General features: G+C 63.5%; 16 protein-coding genes and 2 tRNA genes. 9 read left to right on the top strand and 9 right to left on the bottom strand.

What is annotated here, in order from left to right; genetic code table 11:
- Positions 1-163 precede the first annotated feature (163 nt).
- Both XW59_RS05925 and XW59_RS05920 read left to right on the top strand, forming a co-directional pair.
- Positions 164-409, top strand: coding sequence for a zinc-finger domain-containing protein (locus XW59_RS05925; RefSeq protein ID WP_047143798.1), 246 nt, complete (start codon positions 164-166; stop codon positions 407-409).
- A gap of 4 nt (positions 410-413) precedes the next feature.
- Complete coding sequence (locus XW59_RS05920; protein ID WP_047143797.1) at positions 414-1,643, top strand: FAD-dependent monooxygenase; 1,230 nt, start codon at positions 414-416, stop codon at positions 1,641-1,643.
- 342 nt (positions 1,644-1,985) lie between these two features.
- Here the strand turns inward: XW59_RS05920 and XW59_RS05915 are convergent, their stop codons facing one another.
- From XW59_RS05915 to XW59_RS05900, 4 genes are all read right to left on the bottom strand, one after another.
- On the bottom strand, positions 1,986-2,789 hold the full coding sequence (locus XW59_RS05915) for an amino acid ABC transporter ATP-binding protein (protein ID WP_047143796.1): 804 nt from the start codon (positions 2,787-2,789) through the stop codon (positions 1,986-1,988).
- 48 nt (positions 2,790-2,837) lie between these two features.
- Positions 2,838-3,992: an amino acid ABC transporter permease gene (locus XW59_RS05910; RefSeq protein ID WP_047143795.1), complete on the bottom strand. Its 1,155-nt coding sequence runs from the start codon at positions 3,990-3,992 to the stop codon at positions 2,838-2,840.
- Between the two features lie 10 nt (positions 3,993-4,002).
- On the bottom strand, positions 4,003-5,193 hold the full coding sequence (locus XW59_RS05905; RefSeq protein ID WP_047143794.1) for an amino acid ABC transporter permease: 1,191 nt from the start codon (positions 5,191-5,193) through the stop codon (positions 4,003-4,005).
- Positions 5,194-5,254: 61 nt separating this feature from the next.
- Positions 5,255-6,283 (bottom strand): amino acid ABC transporter substrate-binding protein, encoded by a 1,029-nt coding sequence (locus tag XW59_RS05900; protein ID WP_047143793.1) that lies wholly within the window; start codon positions 6,281-6,283, stop codon positions 5,255-5,257.
- A 782-nt stretch (positions 6,284-7,065) separates the two neighbouring features.
- On the opposite strand from XW59_RS05900, the gene XW59_RS05895 reads away from it, so the two are divergent.
- From XW59_RS05895 to XW59_RS05880, 4 genes are all read left to right on the top strand, one after another.
- Complete coding sequence (locus tag XW59_RS05895; RefSeq protein ID WP_047143792.1) at positions 7,066-8,238, top strand: cystathionine beta-lyase; 1,173 nt, start codon at positions 7,066-7,068, stop codon at positions 8,236-8,238.
- Between the two features lie 86 nt (positions 8,239-8,324).
- Positions 8,325-8,401, top strand: a tRNA-Pro gene (locus XW59_RS05890).
- A gap of 25 nt (positions 8,402-8,426) precedes the next feature.
- On the top strand, positions 8,427-8,732 hold the full coding sequence (locus XW59_RS05885; protein ID WP_047143791.1) for an ETC complex I subunit: 306 nt from the start codon (positions 8,427-8,429) through the stop codon (positions 8,730-8,732).
- Positions 8,733-8,745: 13 nt separating this feature from the next.
- Positions 8,746-8,822, top strand: a tRNA-Arg gene (locus XW59_RS05880).
- A 42-nt stretch (positions 8,823-8,864) separates the two neighbouring features.
- Here XW59_RS05880 and XW59_RS05875 read toward each other — a convergent pair.
- Positions 8,865-9,257, bottom strand: a complete 393-nt coding sequence (locus tag XW59_RS05875) for a DUF5615 family PIN-like protein (protein WP_047143790.1) — start codon at positions 9,255-9,257, stop codon at positions 8,865-8,867.
- Complete coding sequence (locus XW59_RS05870; RefSeq protein ID WP_246666007.1) at positions 9,254-9,811, bottom strand: hypothetical protein; 558 nt, start codon at positions 9,809-9,811, stop codon at positions 9,254-9,256. The genes XW59_RS05875 and XW59_RS05870 overlap by 4 nt, the downstream gene beginning before the upstream one ends.
- A 478-nt stretch (positions 9,812-10,289) precedes the next feature.
- On the opposite strand from XW59_RS05870, the gene XW59_RS05865 reads away from it, so the two are divergent.
- Entirely contained in the window at positions 10,290-10,637 is a 348-nt protein-coding gene (locus XW59_RS05865; protein WP_047143787.1) for a DUF423 domain-containing protein, read from the top strand.
- A gap of 22 nt (positions 10,638-10,659) precedes the next feature.
- On the opposite strand, the gene hdaA is transcribed toward XW59_RS05865, so the two are convergent.
- From hdaA to XW59_RS05850, 3 genes are read right to left on the bottom strand one after another with little or no spacing between them, the layout of a single operon-like run.
- A complete protein-coding gene (gene hdaA, locus XW59_RS05860; protein WP_047143786.1) occupies positions 10,660-11,361 on the bottom strand; it encodes a DnaA regulatory inactivator HdaA in 702 nt (233 codons plus the stop codon).
- Between the two features lie 7 nt (positions 11,362-11,368).
- Positions 11,369-12,517, bottom strand: a complete 1,149-nt coding sequence (locus tag XW59_RS05855) for an AI-2E family transporter (RefSeq protein WP_047143785.1) — start codon at positions 12,515-12,517, stop codon at positions 11,369-11,371.
- Positions 12,498-13,046, bottom strand: coding sequence for a CDP-alcohol phosphatidyltransferase family protein (locus XW59_RS05850; RefSeq protein WP_047143784.1), 549 nt, complete (start codon positions 13,044-13,046; stop codon positions 12,498-12,500). Before XW59_RS05850 ends, XW59_RS05855 begins: the two co-directional genes overlap by 20 nt.
- Positions 13,047-13,260: 214 nt before the next feature.
- Here XW59_RS05850 and purM point away from each other — a divergent pair, with 214 nt between their 5' ends.
- Both purM and purN read left to right on the top strand, forming a co-directional pair.
- Positions 13,261-14,325, top strand: a complete 1,065-nt coding sequence (purM, locus tag XW59_RS05845) for a phosphoribosylformylglycinamidine cyclo-ligase (protein WP_047143783.1) — start codon at positions 13,261-13,263, stop codon at positions 14,323-14,325.
- A 5-nt stretch (positions 14,326-14,330) separates the two neighbouring features.
- Positions 14,331-15,026, top strand: coding sequence for a phosphoribosylglycinamide formyltransferase (gene purN, locus XW59_RS05840; RefSeq protein ID WP_047143782.1), 696 nt, complete (start codon positions 14,331-14,333; stop codon positions 15,024-15,026).
- The last annotated feature ends 40 nt before the right edge of the window (positions 15,027-15,066 follow it).

Here is a 15,066-nt window from a genome sequence, read left to right as displayed (position 1 = left end):
CTCCTACCCGCTTCGTTACCGCGCTTCGGCGGATTTCCGTTTCAATCTACCTCGTGACACGCATTTGCGACAGTTTCATATCACAGGCTTGCAAACACCGGTTTTATGCTGCAAACGCTCAAGCGAAACGGCATTGCACGCGACCATTTTGCGGGAGAGTTTCATGGCGGGTCACAGCATACCGCATTTCCAGAACGATGCGGGCCACAGCGCGATCGAAATCGGCGTGAAGGAATTCATGTGCGTGGGCGCCAATCCGCCCTTCGACCACCCGCACGTGTTTCTCGACATGGGCGACGAGAGCGAGAAGGTCTGCCCCTACTGCTCCACGCTCTACCGCTACGATCCGGCGCTGAAGGCCGGCGACACGGTTCCCGCCGGCTGCCTCTACGAAGCCCGCGCGGCCTGACAAAGTGGCGCGGGGCGCCGGACCGGTCGCCATTGCCGGAGCCGGCATCGCCGGGCTGACGGCCGCCCTTGCCTTCTCCGCCGGGAAAATTCCGTCGCGGATTTTCGAGCGCGCGCCGCGCTTCGAGGAAGTCGGCGCCGGCATCCAGCTTTCCCCCAACGCGACGCGCATCCTGCGCAGGCTCGGCGCACTCGACCGCCTGCTGGCGCACGCCGTCAAGCCAAAGTCCATCGACATCAGGGATGCCGGGACGCTGAAGCGACTTGCCCGCGTGCCCCTCGGCGAGGCCGGCGAAAGGCGCTGGGGCGCGCCATATCTCGTCATCCACCGAAGCGATCTTCAGGACGCGCTCGTCCAACTCGTCGCGGAGAGGACGGATATCGAGCTGACGGCGGATGCGCGCGTGACCGGCATCGACCCCATAACGGACGGTGCAAGACTTTCCGTCACGCGGGCCGGCGGCGCGGAAGACTTTCCCTGCCGTTTCGCCGTCGGCGCCGATGGCGTCTGGTCGACGCTGCGGGATCTCGCCGGCCGGCCCGGCACCAGCCGCTACACCGGCTATCTGGCATGGCGGGCGACGATCGACGCCGATGCGAGCGCGGTGAAAATCCTCGGCGAGGCGATGCCAAGCGACCGGGTGACGACCTTCCTCTCGCCGCGGTTCCACCTCGTCGCCTATCCGGTGCGCGGCGGGCGGGAAATCAATCTCGTCGCGGTGACCAGGGGCGCCGGCCTTTCCCGCGAATGGTCGAACCTGGCCGATCCGTCGCTGCTGAATTCCACCCTGAAGCGTGCGGCCCCGCGCCTGCGCGAGCTGGTGGGCGCCGCGCCGTCGTGGCGGGCATGGCCGATCCACGCCGTCGCGAGCGATTGCCCCTGGACGTTCGAATCGCGGCTGGTGCTGATCGGCGATGCGGCGCATGCGATGAGCCCCTACGCGGCGCAAGGCGCGGCGATGGCGATCGAGGACGCCGACGTGCTCGCGCAAATGGCGGCAGAGAGCGCCGATACGGCCGAGGTTTTCGCGCGCTACGAAGCCGCGCGGCGTGAACGTGTGCGCAGGGTCGCCGCGCGTGGCGCCTTCAACCGCTTCGCCTGGCACGCCGCCGGCCCCTTCGCACTCGGCCGCAACCTCGTGCTCTCCCTGCGCGGGCCGGAGCGATTGGCCGGCGATCTGGACTGGCTCTACGGCTGGTCCTTCGAGGCTCGCTCCGCTCGCTCCTCAGGATGAGGGAAGCCGGCTCGCTCGTTCGCTCCTCAGCATGAGGAAAGTCGACTCGCTTCATTTGCTCCTCAAAATGAGAAAGGTCGAGCCTCGCTCCCAAGGATCGGCAGTCTCGATGCTCGCCGCGCCCGCTCCTCAGGATCAGCAACGTCGAGGCCCGCAACACCCGCTCCTCAGGACGGCAACGTCGAGGCTCGCCGCGCTCGCCCCTCGGGATCAGGACGGTCGAGCCTCGCCATGCTCGGAATCGGGAGCGGTTTGATCGAGCCCGCTAATTACAGGCGGTAGCACCGCGTCCCTCATCCTGAGGCGCTCCCCGAAGGGGAGCCTCGAAGGACGCACCCGACCTCAGTGAAGAATCTGCGACAGGAACAGCTTGGTGCGCTCGTGGCGAGGATTGTCGAAGAACTCCTTCGGCGTGTTCTGCTCGACGATCTGGCCCTGGTCCATGAAGATGACGCGGTTGGCGACCTGGCGCGCGAAACCCATTTCGTGGGTCACGCAGATCATCGTCATGCCTTCCTCGGCGAGCCCCACCATGGTTTCCAGCACTTCCTTGATCATCTCGGGATCGAGCGCGGAGGTCGGCTCGTCGAAGAGCATGATGCGCGGGTTCATGCACAGCGAGCGGGCGATCGCCACGCGCTGCTGCTGGCCGCCCGAGAGCTGGCCGGGATATTTGTTGGCCTGTTCGGGAATCTTGACCCGCTCCAGGAAGTGCATGGCCGCCTGCTCGGCCTCCTTCTTCGGGACCTTCCGCACCCAGATCGGGGCGAGCGTGCAATTCTCCAGGATGGTCAGGTGCGGAAAGAGATTGAAGTGCTGGAACACCATGCCGACCTCGCGGCGCACTTCGTCGATCTTCTTCAGATCGTTGGTGAGCTCGATGCCGTCGACGACGATCTTGCCCTTCTGATGCTCCTCGAGACGGTTGATGCAGCGGATCATGGTCGACTTGCCCGATCCCGAAGGACCGCAGACCACGATGCGCTCGCCGCGCATGACCTTGAGGTTGATGTCCTTCAGCACGTGGAAATCGCCATACCATTTATGCATGTTGACGATCTCGATCGCGACGTCGGTATCGGAGACCTGCATCTTCGCCCGGTCGACCTGGATCTCCTCGGCGCTGACTGCGTTTTCTACCGGCATTTCTTTTCCCCTTGGCTCTTCGGCCTTATGTGGTGGTTCCTTGGTCCGTTATCTATGGCTCGTGTCCAGCCGGCGTTCCATGAAGATGGAATAACGCGACATGCCGAAGCAGAATATCCAGAACACGAAGCCCGCGAACAGCAGACCCGACATCGGCGTCTGCGGCGAGGCCCATGCGGCGTCGGAGAAATTCTGCCGGACGATGCCGAGCAGGTCGAACATGCCGATGATGTAGACCAGGCTGGTGTCCTTGAACAGGCCGATGAAGGTGTTGACGATGCCGGGGATCACCAGCTTGAGCGCCTGCGGCAGGACGATGAGGATCATCTTCTGCCAATAGCTCAGGCCGAGCGAATCCGCGCCTTCGTACTGCCCCTTCGGGATCGCCTGCAGGCCGCCGCGTATCACCTCCGCCATATAGGCCGAGGCGAACATCGCCACGCCGACGAGCGCGCGCAGCAGGCGGTCGAAGGTCATGCCGGTCGGCAGGAAGAGCGGCAGCATGACGCTCGCCATGAACAGCACGGTGACCAGCGGCACGCCGCGGACGATCTCGATGAAGGTGACGCACAGCATCTTCACCACCGGCAGGCTCGATCTTCGCCCGAGCGCCAGCAGGATGCCGAGCGGCAGCGAGACCGCGATGCCGACGAAGGAGAGCACCATGGTCACCAGGAGACCGCCCCAGAGCTGGGTCGGCACGTAGGTGAGCCCGAAATAGCCGCCGACGAGCAGGAAATAGGCGACGATCGGAAAGACGATGAAGAACAGGAAGGCGTTCAGCATCTTGTAGGGCGCGCGCGGGATCAGCAGCGGCACCAGAAGCAGCACGAACATGATCGCCGTGTAGTCCACCCGCCACCTCTGGGTGAAGGTGTAGCGGCCATACATGAATTGCTGGAACTTCGCCGAGACGAAGGCCCAGCAGGCGCCGGACCAGCCGTCGGGATGGATGCCGCCCTGGGCGACGGTGGAGCAGAAGGTGCGGTCGGTGCCGGTCCATTGCGCGTCGATGAATGCCCAGCGCAGAAGCGGCGGCACGGTATAGGCGACGAACAGAAGGCCGATCACGGTGAGAACGCTGTCGACCGGCGTCGCGAAGAGGTTCTTGCGAAGCCATTGAACGATGCCCCTTTCGCCGCGCGGCGCGGGTTGGGCGGCCACCATTTCGGTGCGCACGAAGGTCATGTCGTGTTCCTGCATCGGACCACCCCTACCTTTCCACCAGCGCCATGCGGGCGTTGAACCAGTTCATGAAGACGGAGGTCGCGAGGCTCAGGCCGAGATAGATGACCATCCAGATCGCCACAACCTCGATCGCCTGGCCGGTCTGGTTCATCGCCGTCTGGCCGACCGCCACGAGATCGGGATAGCCGATGGCGACGGCAAGCGAGGAATTCTTCGTCAGGTTGAGATACTGGCTGGTGAGCGGCGGGATGATGATCCTGAGCGCCTGGGGAATCACGACCAGCCTCAGCGTTGGCCCTGGACGCAGGCCCACGGCGTAGGAAGCCTCCGTCTGCCCCTTGCTGACGCCGAGAATGCCGGCGCGCACGATCTCCGCGATGAAGGAGGCCGTGTAGAAGGAGAGCGCCAGGAAGAGCGAAAGGAATTCCGGCTTGATCGTCCACCCGCCCGTCAGGTTGAAGGTCGATTTCTGCGGAAATTCGAGCGTTACCGGAAATCCGCCCAGGATGTAGGCCAGAACCGGCAGGCCGACGATCAGTCCGATCGAGGTCAGGGCGACCGGAAACTGCTGGCCGGTGGCGGCCTGCCTCGTCCTCGCCCAGCGCGCGGCCAGGAAGGACATCGCAATGCCGAGCACCAGGCCGAGAAGGATCAGCCAGCTCCCCTCGCCCCAGATCGCGCGCGGGAGGAAAAAGCCGCGGGCGTTGAGGTAGGAGCCGAAGGGCAGCTCGATGCTGTCGCGGGGGGGCGGCAGGACCTGCAGGACGGCGAAGTACCAGAAGAAGATGACGAGCAAGGGCGGGATGTTGCGGAAGACCTCGACATAGACCGTGCAGATCTTGCGGATCAGCCAATTGCGCGACAGCCGGCCGATGCCGACGATGAAGCCGAGAATCGACGCGAGCACGATGCCCGACACCGCCACGAGCAGCGTGTTGAGCAGGCCGACGACGAACGCGTCGATATATCTGGAATTCGACGAGTACGGGATCAGCGTCTGCGCGATGTCGAAGCCGCTGCGCGCGTTCAGGAACGCGAAGCCGGAGGAGATGTTCGAGCGGCGAAGGTTTTCGGTGGTGTTGCCGATTATCCAGTAGATGACGGCGACGAGCGCCGCGAAGACCACGACCTGGTAGATGAGGCCGCGGATTTTAGGATCGTTCAGAAAGGCCGCGCGCGCAGGCGCGCCGCCATGGGCAGTGTCCTCTGACGCCATGACTGTTCCCCGGAAAGGAAACCGGAAGGCGGCGAGCCACCTTCCGGCAATCTGCGTTCGATCAGCGGATCGGCGGAGCGTAGAGGATGCCGCCCTTTGTCCACAGATTGTTCAGGCCACGGGCAATCTTGAGCGGGGAGCCCGAACCGATGTTGCGCTCGAAGACCTCGCCATAGTTTCCGACGCCCTTGACGATGTTGACGACCCATTCATTGTCGAGGCCGAGATCGGTGGCGAGCGTCGAGCCTTCTTCCTTGCCCAGCACGCGCTTGATCTCCGGATTGTCGGAATTTGCCATCTCGTCGACATTTGCCTGGGTGATGCCCAGCTCCTCGGCGATGATCAGCGCGTTGAGCGTCCACTTGACGATGTCGAACCATTGATCGTCGCCCTGGCGGACGGCGGGTCCGAGCGGCTCCTTGGAGATGATCTCCGGCAGAACCACGTGGTCGTCCGGCGAGGCGAGCGTCAGGCGGATGGCATAGAGGCCGGACTGGTCGGTCGTATAAGCATCGCAACGGCCGGATTCATAGGCCGCGTTGACTTCTTCCAGGGCCTGGAACACGACGGGATTGTATTCCATGTTGTTGGCGCGGAAGTAGTCGGCGAGATTCAGCTCGGTCGTGGTTCCGCCCTGCACGCAGACGGAGGCGCCGGAGAGCTGGAGCGCCGAGTTGACGCCCGGCAGCGACTTCGCGTTGATCATGAAGCCCTGGCCGTCATAATAGTTGACGCCGGCGAAGTTGAAGCCGAGCTTCGTATCGCGGCTGAGCGTCCAGGTCGTGTTGCGCGACAGAAGGTCGATTTCGCCGGACTGCAGCGCGGTGAAACGCTCGGTCGCGTTGGTCGGAGTGAAATTCACCTTCGTCGCGTCGCCGAAAATAGCGGCAGCGACGGCGCGGCAAAGATCGACGTCGAAGCCGACCCACTCACCCTTGTCGTTCGGCGCGGCGAAGCCGGCAAGACCGGTGTTGACGCCGCATTGGAGATGCCCTCTGGCCTTGACGTCGTCCAGCGTGGCCGCGGAAGCGACCGAGGCCGACGCGACCATGGCGGCCGAGCCCAGAAGTCCCAGAATAACCTTTTTCATGCCCACATACCCTTTTCTGTTTTTTTGGGACGTTGATCCCTTAGTGCTTTTCGTGGAAGCAGCAGGTTGTTCGGGCAAAAATACCTGAAACCCGCCCATCAAGGGCGACATGCATGCTCCACCTCCCACTCACGGCTCGCATCGAAGGCGATTATTGAGCGCCGGTCAAGTATGAAAGGATTTAAGTGCCGAATTGGTGATCCGTACCGCGGATTGATCAAGGAATGGGCAAGCGAAGCCGTTTTCTTCGGCGCATAACGGGCTATTTCGGCCGTCCGCGCCATGAGCGCGCATAGCGGAGCGCCGGCGGCGGCGTCCCCCGCTTCCAACCTGAAAACGAGGCCGCGCGCACCCAGCCAGCGCGCCACGATCAGCGCGCCTGGAAGGCCGCACGCGTCGTGCGCGAACGGCGGATGAAGGGCGTGCTCGACCGCCGGGATCCGCGCGTTGCTTCCTCGCCGCTCACCTCTTCTTCCCTACGATCGGTTTGTCCGGCCGAATACCGCACCAATGTTGCAGAAGTTCGATGCGACCTCTATGCCTTGGAGTCGGGTCTATCGATCTGATCGAAACGGCGCGGCCAGGCGGCCGCATGCGGGGAGGCGCGGCAGGGTGTTCCACTTTCAGATCCTTCGTGGCGGGGGCAGCGGGACGGATGAAGCGCGCCGGATTCGAGAGGCGTTCCGGGCACGATGCCTCAGGGTGCCTGGCGGATTTCCCGGCGCCGTTTCGATCATCTCAAGAGAATCCGAACCGCTCATCCAACGACAGGTGCTGCTTTCATGACCACGCGTGATTTCAAGAACAAGGGCATTCACACCAGGCTGGCGCATGGCGGCAACGATCCGCGTGATTTTCACGGCTTCGTCAATCCGCCGGTCGTTCATGCATCGACCGTGCTGTTCCCCGATGCGGCGACCATGGCCGCGCGCAATCAGAAATACACCTACGGCACCAGGGGCACGCCGACATCCGACGCGCTGGCCGCGGCCATCGACGATCTCGAAGGGTCGGCCGGCACGATCATCGTGCCCTCGGGGCTCGCCGCCGTCACGATCCCGCTGCTCGCCTTCCTTTCGGCGGGCGACCATGTGCTCATCGTCGATTCGGTCTACCATCCGACGCGCAACTTCGCAGACACGATGCTGGCAAGGCTCGGCGTCGAGGTCCAGTATTACGAGCCGACGATCGGCGCGGGCATTTCCGGACTGATGAAACCGAACACGAAGGTCGTCTTCACCGAATCGCCGGGCTCCAACACGTTCGAGATGCAGGACATTCCCGCCGTCGCCAGGGCCGCCCGCGAAGGCGGCGCGGTGGTGATGATGGACAACACCTGGGCGACGCCGGTCTATTTCCGGCCGCTCGAGCATGGCGTCGACATCTCCATCCACGCCGCCACCAAATATCCGGCCGGTCATTCGGACGTGCTGCTCGGCACCGTTTCGGCGAACGAACGCTCGTGGAAGAAGCTGCACGAGACCCACATCACCATGGGCTGCTGCGCCGCGCCCGACGACGTCTACCAGGTGCTGCGCGGGCTGCGGACGATGGGCGTGCGCCTCGAAAGGCACGAGAAGAACGCGCTCGAGATCGCCCGCTGGCTCGAACGCCAGGAGGGCGTCGCGCGGGTCCTGCATCCGGCGCTCGAGAGCTTTCCCGGCCACGAGCTGTGGAAGCGCGACTTCGGCGGCTCCAGCGGCATCTTCTCCTTCGTGCTGAAGGGCGGCGGCGAGAAAGAGGCGCACGCCTTCCTCGACGCGCTGGAGATTTTCGGGCTCGGCTATTCCTGGGGCGGCTACGAGAGCCTTGCCGTGAACGTCTTCCTCGGCGACCGCACCGTCGCCAAGGGCGACTACGAGGGGCCGATCATCCGGCTGCAGATCGGGCTCGAAAATCCGGAGGACATCATCGCCGACATCGCCCGGGGTCTTGCCGCCGCCAAAGTCGCCTGAACGGCTTTCGTTTTCGACGGCTTCGCAAGTTTCCTCTTGCGATAAGCGCTTCGAGACACTAGGCACTTGGCGATCCATCGCGGTCGCGGAGCGTAGCGCAGCCTGGTAGCGCACCTGATTTGGGATCAGGGGGTCGCAGGTTCGAATCCTGCCGCTCCGACCACGGATGGAAGAGAAGAGGTGCAAGGATGTCAGCGCGCATTTACAGCCCGGCCAAGACCGCCATGCAGTCCGGCAAGGCCAAGACCGGTTATTGGGTGCTCGATTTCGATCCGGAGCTTCCGCGCACGATAGACCCGCTGATGGGCTATACGAGCTCGGGCGACATGAAGAGCCAGATTCGCCTCACCTTCGAGACGAAGGAAGAAGCGATCGCCTATGCCGACAAGAACGGCATCGCCTATCGCGTCGAGGAGCCCAAGGAAGCGCGCCGACGCCAGATTTCCTACGCGGACAATTTCCGCTATGACCGAACGACGCCCTGGACACACTGAGGGCGGACGGGACGGTCCCGTAGCTCAGCTGGATAGAGCACCGGCCTTCTAAGCCGATGGTCGCAGGTTCGAATCCTGCCGGGATCGCCAGTTTTGAAAAGTTTCTCTCGTCAACGCGCGGGAAGAAGCCTTTCACATCTGTTTGAGTTTCGCGCTCGTCATTGGCAGTTCAAACATTGCACCGCCCTGCACGATTGCAGATTGAGTCTCCATCGCTTGCCAAAGCGCTAGGATACGCTCCATCTGCTTCGTTATCGGTGATTTATAGAGCCCTTTCGATAGAAAGAAGCCAACGAGATTTGAGCTCCTGAAAGCTCCGTATTCTGTCTTGTTACGTGTAATCCGCCTATCGCCAGAGACGATTACCCAGCGCCCCTCCGAACTTAATTGAACTATCCACTCAATATCTTTTACTCCGGGTCCAAACCGCTCCCGAATATGCACAACTTCATGCTTTCCTGCGAATAATGCATTTAGGGAGCGAGCAAGCGCAGGGGCCAAATTCTCGTCAACAAGAACCTTCACGCGGCCTTCATGAGCTCATCTTCGAAGGTCACGGCGTCGCGAACAACGTTCACCGAAACATCGAAAAGCCGTGCAACATCTTCAACCGATCCTTCAGCTTGGACCGCTTGCGCAAGGGCGACCGTAGGAACACCAAAGTCTGAAGCAATAGGCTGTCCAAATGCGCGGTTGGGGTCGATCACAATCGAACGCTTACCATGAAATGGACGCCAACTGACGACTGTATCGTCTTCTATGTCGAGATCTTTGAAGGTGCGCTCGATGACCTGTTTAAATACATACTGACGCTTCTTAAGATCGATAAGCTTACTCTCGCCAGCTTTTTCGATGCTTTCAAGAAAAATTGTACGTCCGTCTGTCTCAAACCTTCGCGTCGAAAAGGGGCGCTCATCTTCAACACATTTTCGAGCGTACTCAAGACAATTGCGGATGGCGAGTAAACCAACACCAGCATCGATGAACGCTTTGACAAAGCGCAACTCGATTAAATCACGAAACCCTATTTCAAGATGATCCTCGACTTCAGCGTGCTGTGATGACCAAAGAGGCGGCATCCGACGTTCCTCGCCACTCCTCCGGTAGGTATAACCTCGCAGCCAACGGTTGATATTGAGAGGGGAAGTTTTGAGTAGGCGAGCGGCCTCAGGCGCAGTGTATGAGCCTGCGCCGACTGCATCCAATGTCTGTGCATGCATCAAGGCCATAGCCGCAAACTAGCCAAATCTTGAGATCGTGCAAGATAGGATTCTTAACATCGGGCTAGGTTCTGAACACACGGATTCCCGTCTACGCATGCGCCCAAGCAAACACCCTGTCATCAACCTGTCACCGCGCCCGCGCTATATGTCGGTCGCTGACTGCGGATGAACCAGCAGCAAATACGCGGGGCCGGGTAAGAACCCGGCCTTGTTCGTTTCCGCTTCCTGCTCGTCGCTGTGGACGCAACCGCTCCGATCCTCATCGAAGGGACGGTGAGCTATTGGCAGCCGGCGCCTGCCGGCCTATTCCTCCACCGTTGAACCGGAGACGACAATGGATCGGCTGTTCCTCCTGGCGGCGGGCATCAGCGGCGCGGCGGGCGTCGGGCTGTCGGCCGCGGCTGCCCATATGGGCGGCGGCAATGTCGGCACCGCGGCCACTTTTCTTCTGGCGCACGCGCCGGCCTTCCTGGCCGCGTCGTTCATCCGCGACAGGATCGTCGCGCGCTACGGCGCCGCGGTCCTGCTCGTGGGCGTGATCTTCTTTTCCGGCGATCTCCTGGCAAGGGAATTTCTCGGCCAGCGCCTCTTTCCCTACGCCGCGCCGGCCGGCGGCATCCTGATGATCGCCGGCTGGCTGGCGGTCGCGCTGTCGGCACTCACGGGACGTGGATCGTCCTAGCCGGCAGCCTGCTCCCGCAGGACTACTGTTCCAGCCGCCCCTGCCCTTCGTCCAGCGAGGAAACCACCTCCGCCGCGAGCGCGCGGCTGATCCGCGTCTTCTGTTCCAGTGCCGCCCGGTCGAGCCTGGCGACCACCTCGATGGCGGTGGAAAGCGAGCGCTCGATGCGCTTGACGATATATTGCACCACATGCGGCTCGACCTCGACCTGGCGATCGGCGAAGAGCTTCATCATCACCGCCGCGAGCAGCATGTCGTCCGGCTCGTCGATCTCCACCGTCGAGGCGGCCTTCAGGCGCGACGTGAGGTCGGGCAGCCTCACGCCCCAGGCAAGCGGAAAGCGGCGCGCGGTCAGGAGCAGGTGGCTGCCCGCCGATTTCACCGCGTTGACGAGGTGAAAGAGCCCGTTCTCGTCCACCGGCTGGGAATCGATGTCGTCGATCAGCACCGGCCCGCTGGCCGCGTCCAGCGCCTTCTCCCCGATCGGGCCGGGCGAAAACGCCGCCGCGCCGCTGACCTCCCGCCAGATCGAGGCGAGGTGCGACTTGCCCGCTCCTGCAGGACCCGCGAGCACGACCACCGAGGACGGCCAGTCCGGCCAGCGGTCGATCAGGGCGACGGCCGCGGCGTTGGAGGGACCGACGACGAGATCGTCGCGGCTTGCGCCCGCCTGGTGCGCGAGATCGAGCGGCAATTGCCGCGGAGTGGTGAAGTCGGCCGCCATTCAGGATTTACTTCTTGCGCGCGGCCCGCGTCTCGGCCTCCGCCGGATGCCCCTGATAGAGCGGAGACGCGAGATAGCGCGACAGCGCGAAGCGCGTGAGCACGCCGACGGCCGCCGCCGCCGGCACCGCGACGAGAAGCCCGACGAAGCCGAACAGCGAGCCGAAGGCGAACAGCGCGAACATCAGCCAGACGGGATGCAGGCCCACGCTCTTGCCCACCAGATTGGGCTGGAGAATGTTGCCCTCGATGAACTGGCCGCCGAAAAAGACCACGGCGACCGCGACGACCCAGTGCCATTCGGGCCAGAACTGCACGATCGCCACGCCGACGGAGAGGACCAGGCCGACCAGCGAGCCGACATAGGGGATGAAGCTGATGAGGCCGGCGAACAGGCCGATCAGCAGGCCGAAATTGAGGCCGACCAGCGTGAGGCCGACGGCGTACATCACGCCGAGGATCAGGCAGAGCGTGCCCTGCCCGCGCACGAAGCCGGCCACGGCGACGTCGACGTCCTTCGCGATCTGGCGGACGGTCGAAACATGGTCGCGCGGCACCCAGCTATCGACCTTGGCGACCATCTTGTCCCAGTCGAGCAGCATGTAGAAGGCGACGACGGGGGTGATCACGAACAGGCCGGCAATGTCGATCAGCGTCTTGCCGGAGCTCCAGATCGACTGGAAGAGCGTGGTTATGAAGCCGGCGCCCTGCGTCAGCAGCGAATTGAGGCCGTCACGAAGCGCCGCCGGCTCGACGCCGATCGTGTTGCTCAGCCATTCCGGATCGATGCCGGTGAAGAGATTCTGCAGCCGCGACAGGTAATCCGGCACGCGACCGATGAAATCGGCCATCTGCGAGGCGAGGATCGGCACGAAGATGATCAGCGCCAGCACCAGGACGATGATGAACATCACCAGGATGAAAACCGTCGCCCACAGGCGCGAGAAGCCCAGCTTCTCCAGCCGGTCGGCCACCGGATCGAGGAAGTAGGCAAGGATCATGCCGGCCAGGAAAGGCAGCAGGATCGAGCTGAACACGTACAGGAAACCAATGAAGAAGACGGCCGCGAACAGCCAGAACAGCACCTGGCGCCGAAACCCGGATGCAATGACGACCTCGACCGCGCGTTCTTCTAGTTCAGGATTCGGCTTCTTCATAACGGCCCATGTGCTTCAGCCACTGAACGAGATAGGCCGCAGCGGAAGCCACGGTCAAGAGGCCGGACGACCAGATCAGCAAGGTTCTCGCCGGCCCGAACGCGGTGGCGAAGGCGAGTTCGGCAAGAACGGCGATGACGAGGACGATCTGGACCGCCGTGTTGGCCTTGGAAACGAAGAGCGGCTTGACCGCCACCGGGTGCGACATGATCGTCGACAGAAGCACGGCGCCGACGATGAGCGCGTCGCGCGAGACGGCCGCGATCACCAGCCACAGCGGCAGTTCGCCCATGAAGCCCAGCACCACGAAGACGCTGACGAGCAGCAGCTTGTCGGCCATCGGGTCGAGATAGGCGCCGAGCACCGAGCGCTGGTTGAAATGGCGGGCGATGAAGCCGTCGACGCCATCGGAAACGCCGGCGACGACGAAGCAGATGAGCGCCCAGCCCATATGGCCGGTGAGCAGGGCGAAAACCACCGCGGGAACGAGGAAAAAACGGATGATGGTGATGATATTGGGTATCGTCACGCCTTTTCGCCTCCCTTCCCGGGCCGCTTCGCCGGCCGACAGTCACGTCCTTAAATGGCCGCATCGGCGCATTCTATCAAGCTGCCAGGCGGCGGGAACGGCCTGTCCACCGGTTTCGGTGGCGCGAATAGCGGGTTTCCACGCGCTCGCGCTTGCGGCACATTCCTCTTCATGCGAATAGCGCCGACAATCGCAGCCCAAGGGACGCCAAGCCATGAGCGACGCAAAGAACGGCCTAACCTATTCCCAGGCGGGAGTGGACATCGACGCCGGCAATGCCCTCGTCGAGAAGATCAAGCCGCTCGTCCGCTCGACGCGGCGGCCGGGCGCGGATGGCGAGATCGGCGGCTTCGGCGGCCTCTTCGACCTGAAGGCGGCGGGTTTTTCCGATCCGATCCTGGTGGCGGCCAATGACGGCGTCGGCACCAAGCTGAAGGTCGCCATCGAGGCCGGCAAGCACGACACGGTCGGTATCGATCTCGTCGCAATGTGCGTCAACGACCTCGTCGTGCAGGGCGCGGAGCCCTTGTTCTTCCTCGACTATTTCGCCACGGGCAAGCTCGATCCGGATCAGGGCGCGGCGATCGTCGGCGGCATCGCCGAAGGCTGCCGCCAGGCCGGCTGCGCGCTGATCGGCGGCGAGACGGCCGAGATGCCGGGCATGTATGCGGGCGACGACTACGACCTTGCCGGCTTCGCCGTGGGCGCGGCCGAGCGCGGCCAGTTGCTGCCGACCGACGACGTGGTCGAAGGCGACGTGATACTCGGCCTCGCATCCTCCGGCGTCCATTCCAACGGGTTCTCGCTGGTGCGCAGGATCGTCGCCCTTTCCGGCCTCGGCTGGGACGAGCAGGCGCCGTTCGACAAATACCGCTCGCTCGGCGAGGCGTTGCTGGAGCCGACGCGCATCTACGTCAAATCCATTCTCAAGGCGATCCGCTCGACCCACGGCATCAAGGCGCTGGCGCACATCACCGGCGGCGGCTTTCCCGAAAACATCCCGCGCGTGCTGCCGAAGGATTTCGCCGCCGAGCTCGACCTCGACGCCGTCGACGTGCCGCCCGTCTTTTTCTGGCTCGCCAAGACCGGCGGCGTTGCCTCCGCCGAGATGATGCGTACCTTCAACTGCGGCATCGGCATGATCCTGGTGGTCGCCGCCGGACAGGCCGCGCAGGTGGCCGCCGTCCTCCAGCAGGCCGGCGAGGAGGTGACGACGATGGGACGGATCGTGCCGCGCCGCGACGCAGGCGTGATCTATCGCGGCCAGATCGGACTTTGACGCGCATGAACAAGAAGCCTGTAGCAATCCTGATCTCCGGCCGCGGCTCCAACATGTCGGCGCTGATCGAGGCAACGAGGGACCGCGATTACCCGGTGGAAATCGTTGGCGTGATCTCGAACCGCGCCGATGCCAAGGGCCTCGGCATCGCGGCGGCCGCCGGCATCGAGACGAAGGTGATCGCGCCCAAGGATCATCCCGGCAAGGAAGCGCTCGACGCGGCCCTCGACGAGGCGTTGCGCGCCATGGGCGCGGAGATCGTGTGCCTTGCCGGCTACATGCGGCTGCTGACGCCCGGATTCGTGGAGAAATGGGCGGGCCGGATCATCAACATCCACCCGTCGCTGCTGCCGCTGTTCAAGGGCCTCGAAACCCACCGGCGCGCGATCGAGGCAGGCATGCGCGTCCATGGCTGCACGGTGCATTTCGTGACGGCGGAGATGGACGACGGCCCGATCATCGCGCAGGCGGTGGTGCCCGTCCTGCCGGCCGACGGCGAGGACGACCTCACCCGGCGCGTGCTCGCCGTCGAGCATCAGCTCTATCCGCTGGCGCTCAAGCTGGTCGCCGAGGGCAAGGCGCGCATGACCGGGGGGCGGACGGTGTTCTCCGGTTCCTTCAACGGATCGGGCAGCCTCGTCGCCCCGATCGCGGGCGAAGAGGCCTTCGACATCGAAAGCCTTGCCCGGATGACGCCGTAGAAACATGCGCGGCTGACAAGGCAGGAAGGGACGAGCCCCC

Origin of the sequence: Aquamicrobium sp. LC103 (genome assembly GCF_001014615.2) — a bacterium.
Taxonomy (GTDB): domain Bacteria; phylum Pseudomonadota; class Alphaproteobacteria; order Rhizobiales; family Rhizobiaceae; genus LBCQ02.
This window is presented reverse-complemented; position numbering and strand designations above follow the sequence as displayed.